We start from the raw sequence: 4,364 nt of genomic DNA, 5'->3' as shown, positions 1-4,364 counted from the left end.
CTATGTCTTCCATGATTAGAGCATAGCCATTGTTGTAACGCAACAGCGAGTCTGGTTTGACAATACCGGAAATATCTAGATTTTTGGCAATGGCGTATTGATTTCTAAACTGCACTAATTCGTTAAAAGAAGGATATTCCTGACCCATCAGTTTGACAATTACGGGTTGTGCGCTCTCCAGATTTCTACCGCGATATACTAGGGTACGATCGCTTTTGTGGATGAGTTCAAGGGCTTGATAATGAGCAACTTTAATTATTTTTGTCTCTATCATTGGCTTGGTTTGTGTGTCCTCGAGTATAATTTTTATAATATCTATACCTATTTTAATTCGTTTTTTTCCGAAAGTCCAACTCTTAGACATCTCCGTAAAATCAATGAAATGATAGTGAGTCAAGGAATTGTGGGAATAGTAAAATAAGAAGTATCCGTTCTACTAAACTTACCTAAACTTACCCATGAATGATTACATGAGCTTTGAGGACACGGAGAGGGGGAGACGGGGAGACGCGGAGATAGGGTGTCATATCATGTCCGGTTGAATACTTACACTTTGGAGGTCCGGAGGCAAGAGGCAGGAGGCAGGAGGCAGAAGGGAAGAAAAGGCGCTCATGAGAAAAAGTGTTTTATCACTGATTATGTAGTTCGTGGTATAGGGATAGTAAATTGCATATATTTACAATCCCAAAATTGAGCAATGCGCAGATAATAGACTATCGGATTTATGACCCAGATAGTGACAAAAAAACGTGAGGAGCGATCATGTAGAAGAAATGATATTAAATGTGGTCTCTAAGAAGAAATTATCATTTAAAACTGTACTAATGGATAGTTGGTATGCAACACAAAGATTAATGGCATTGGTAGATAATATGCGAAAAATTTATTACTGTCCCTTAAAAATAAATCGTCTAGTAGATGATACTGGTGGAGTAAATAAATATAAAAAGATTGGAGAATTAAGTTGGAATGAATCAGAAAAAATATCAGGCAAGATAATTAAAATAAAAGGAATTCCTTTGAGATAAAAAAGTCAAACTCCATACGGGCAACTGTTTCTACCAACAGAACAGAATATATTGCTACTAATGACTTAAGTCAATCTTCGTATTTATGCTGTAGATATGAAGTCTCACACTAGATGGAAGATTGAGGAATTTCACGCCAGAATTAAACAATTAAAGGCAAGGGAATTTTGTCAATGCCGTCTCAGGCAAATTCAAAAAAACAGAAAAGCCTGTGCTATGTTAGTCTGGAATTTTTTAAAAAGATAGAGTGTGAAAATAGGAAAAACTATTTATAAAGTCAAACACGAATTACTCTCAGATTATCTGAGGAAAGAACTGAAGAAGCCGACAATAAAATTCAGGGCTATTTTTATTTGATAAGTATTTTTACCCTGGTTTTAAAAATGGTACTTGTCTTGAGGCGCCATTCGGAGCTTTGCGTCAGCAATCGCTTAAAAATTTGTAGCGCCATTCGGAGCTTTGCGTCAGCAATCGCTCTATTGAACATACACTATATATAGTGTCTTTACGTAAGTCCTGATACTAACTTTTTGAGTGTTTTATATCATGTCCGGTTGAATAATTAGACAATGGTTGTCCGAAGACAGGAGGCAACCCACCCCTAACCCCTCCCAGGAGGGGAAGGCAGGAGGCAGAAGGTTTTCTCAAGAGTGTCACCTTAATTTTATACAGGCTCCGATGCTACCGGACATGATATTAGACTGAAACAGGTGTACTTTTTTAGAGCCTAAAAATGCTAAAACCAATATCAGTCAATGCTTTGTTCTTTAATCAGCAAGCCCTAATTACTCATTACTAATTGCTTACAGCTAATAGCTGTTTGCGCAGCATTCCGTAGGAAATGCTTACCTATTAATTAATAAATTGTAGTAACTCTAATTGATTAGCTAAAGCAACTCTCTCTACTAATTTTTGCCATTCTTTAAGTGAATTTGAACCTTCTCCCATGGGTTTAAAATAAGTAGGCCAAACTTGCGATCGCACTTCATATAAAAACACAGGCCATTCGTTTTTTATTTCTGCTCCACGCAATACTTGATCGACAAATTCTTCTACTGCAGCAAATACGGCTAATTTTGGTTCTGATGATAAATCTGTTAAAGCTTCTTGACATTTATACACTGTTTCTTGGTGCAATTGTGCTAAATTTTCTAGCACTTCTTCAGCAGTAGGTTTAGCAGATAATCGGAGGGAAGTATCGTCAGGAGTTAAGTCATCTAAGTGTTGTCTAATCCGGTAATGAAAATTCACCTCATAAGACATTTCAAAATTCCATAAATTCTGGAAAGCTCTGCGTAAATTAATTTGCTCATCAGAAACTTTTTTATCAGCAATAACCTGCAAAAAATCAGTTCCTCTTACAGTAGTTAAACCTCCTAAACTTCCTTGTGAAATTAAGACTCTACTCACCTGTGACTTAGCTTCATCAATTAATTGTTTTAATCCATTATCAAGAGAATTAAAATGTCTAGTTAAATGAGTTCTAATTTTATGCAAATATTCTGCATAAACAATTTCCCAAGAACCCTTTTCCCGATGTCTAACTTTAATTTCCTGTAAATCAGGAATTCCTGCATCTTCTTTACAAGCTTGAATTGCCACCTCTACTTGTGGTTGAAAAAAGTCTTCATCTACTAAATAACGTTGCTGTTTAAAATTATCTAGCAATTCCATTAGACCCACTGATAAGTTACTAATAAACTGATTGTATAGAGGTAGAAATACTCCCATTTCATTTTGATTGGCAGTAGGACTTGCTAAAGCTTGACTTGCCTTTTCTATCTCTGTATTTACAGTGTTTTGTAGCTCTATCATCCGCTCCTGACAAGAGGAGGCATATTGTCTATCTAAACTCTGAATTTTAGTAGCTAAATAATTTAAAACAGTATCTAATATTTTCATATTAGCTGCTTCTACATCGGCACAATTAGCAATAATACAATCCACTAAATTCAGATGTTTTTTGCTCAGATCACCAGCCAAATCTTGACAGTTATTCAAATTATCACCATGAGCAGAATTAGCATTAGTTTGATTGAGAATCATAAACGACCACAAATCTAAAGGCAAATCTATAATTGCCGCCCTAGCTGTGTCATAAAGCCGTACATCAACATCTGCCCAATAGTCACCTTTAGCACTAGGCATTCTCACAAATAAAACAGCATCAATATCCTGACTTAATGTCTTAATTAATCGTTCTTCATCTCCTACTCCAGTATCACCTAACCCCGGCATATCAACTAAAGCAATTTGCCCGACTTCATTATTAGGAAAAGGGCAAGTTATTTTCACTTCTTTTACTGCTAAATAATTGAAAAATATGCGCTGTCCGTTAGCAGTATCTTGAGCCACATATTCCCTAATTTCATTACTAGAAATACGTCTGGGTGGAGCATTTAATAACCCCACATATTTATCAATATTAGTATGATATCGAGTCAAATGTTCGTACATCGCACCCGGTTCCGCATATCCAGGCAAATTTTCCGGTAACGGTGGCAAAGGTTTAGAAGCAAACTCAACTAAACTATTAGGTTTAACACCCAGATGTAGCTTTTCATAATAGGGAGCGATAACTTCATCAATAAACGATCGCTCCGAATAAAAATAAACCTCACCAAAAGTCGTAACATTAGGGTTGTGGCGGATAGTACTACGAACCCCCGTACAATGTTGGCGATCACCATCAGGAATTTCTGTTGTAGTCAACCCCGTTAAACTTTGCAAAAGGCGACTTTTTCCTTGTCTGGCACGCCCTACTACCCCAATATTCAATGTATCGCGGGAAAAACGTACCTTCAGTTTTGCTAACGCTTCTAACTCTGTAGCAATTTTTAGTTGTAGCGCCAGAAAATCAATTTCTGCCAGTCTACCTTGAATTTTCCGGTCTTCTATTTGGGTAATTAATTTATTGCGTTGAGATTCGAGAGCGTGTAGCGCTGAGGTAAGTTCCTTCAAATTTTCCTCTGTGCGTTCAATTTTCTGAGCAAGGGGGCGACGTTTATCGATAATATCGGTAATAGTTTCACTTCTATTTTGCATAACTAAATTCCTCTATGAATATTTCAGCAGAATTAGAGGATGGTAACTTGGAGACTTCCAATATCCTTCTCTCTGAATTTAGCTACAAATTCTCTTCCCTCGCTTCCGGTTAAATTTTAGTAATTAGTAATTGGGAATTAGCAGTTTACAAATGGTAGTTATACCATGTCCGGTTGAATACTTACACTTTGGAGGTCCGAAGGCAGGAGGCAACCCACCCCTAACCCCTCCCAGGAGGGGGAGGCAGAAGGGAAGAAAAGGCGCTCATGAGAAAAAGTTTTTTATCACTGA

2 protein-coding genes and 1 pseudogene are annotated in these 4,364 nt (G+C 37.1%); 1 reads left to right on the top strand and 2 read right to left on the bottom strand.

What is annotated here, in order from left to right:
- Positions 1-274: pseudogene (locus F6K54_RS41130) on the bottom strand (serine/threonine-protein kinase PknK); the annotation flags it as partial.
- Positions 275-749: 475 nt separating this feature from the next.
- On the opposite strand from F6K54_RS41130, the gene F6K54_RS41125 reads away from it, so the two are divergent.
- Positions 750-1,028 carry a hypothetical protein gene (locus F6K54_RS41125; protein WP_293090268.1) on the top strand — a complete coding sequence of 93 codons (279 nt, stop codon included), beginning with the start codon at positions 750-752 and terminating at the stop codon, positions 1,026-1,028.
- Positions 1,029-1,880: 852 nt separating this feature from the next.
- Here the strand turns inward: F6K54_RS41125 and F6K54_RS41120 are convergent.
- Complete coding sequence (locus F6K54_RS41120; RefSeq protein WP_293090267.1) at positions 1,881-4,073, bottom strand: hypothetical protein; 2,193 nt, start codon at positions 4,071-4,073, stop codon at positions 1,881-1,883.
- Positions 4,074-4,364: the final 291 nt, after the last annotated feature.

Origin of the sequence: Okeania sp. SIO3B5, assembly GCF_010692555.1 — a bacterium.
Lineage (GTDB): Bacteria > Cyanobacteriota > Cyanobacteriia > Cyanobacteriales > Microcoleaceae > Okeania.
Note: the sequence above shows the minus strand (reverse complement) of the source record. Positions and strands in the feature narration are given on the sequence as shown.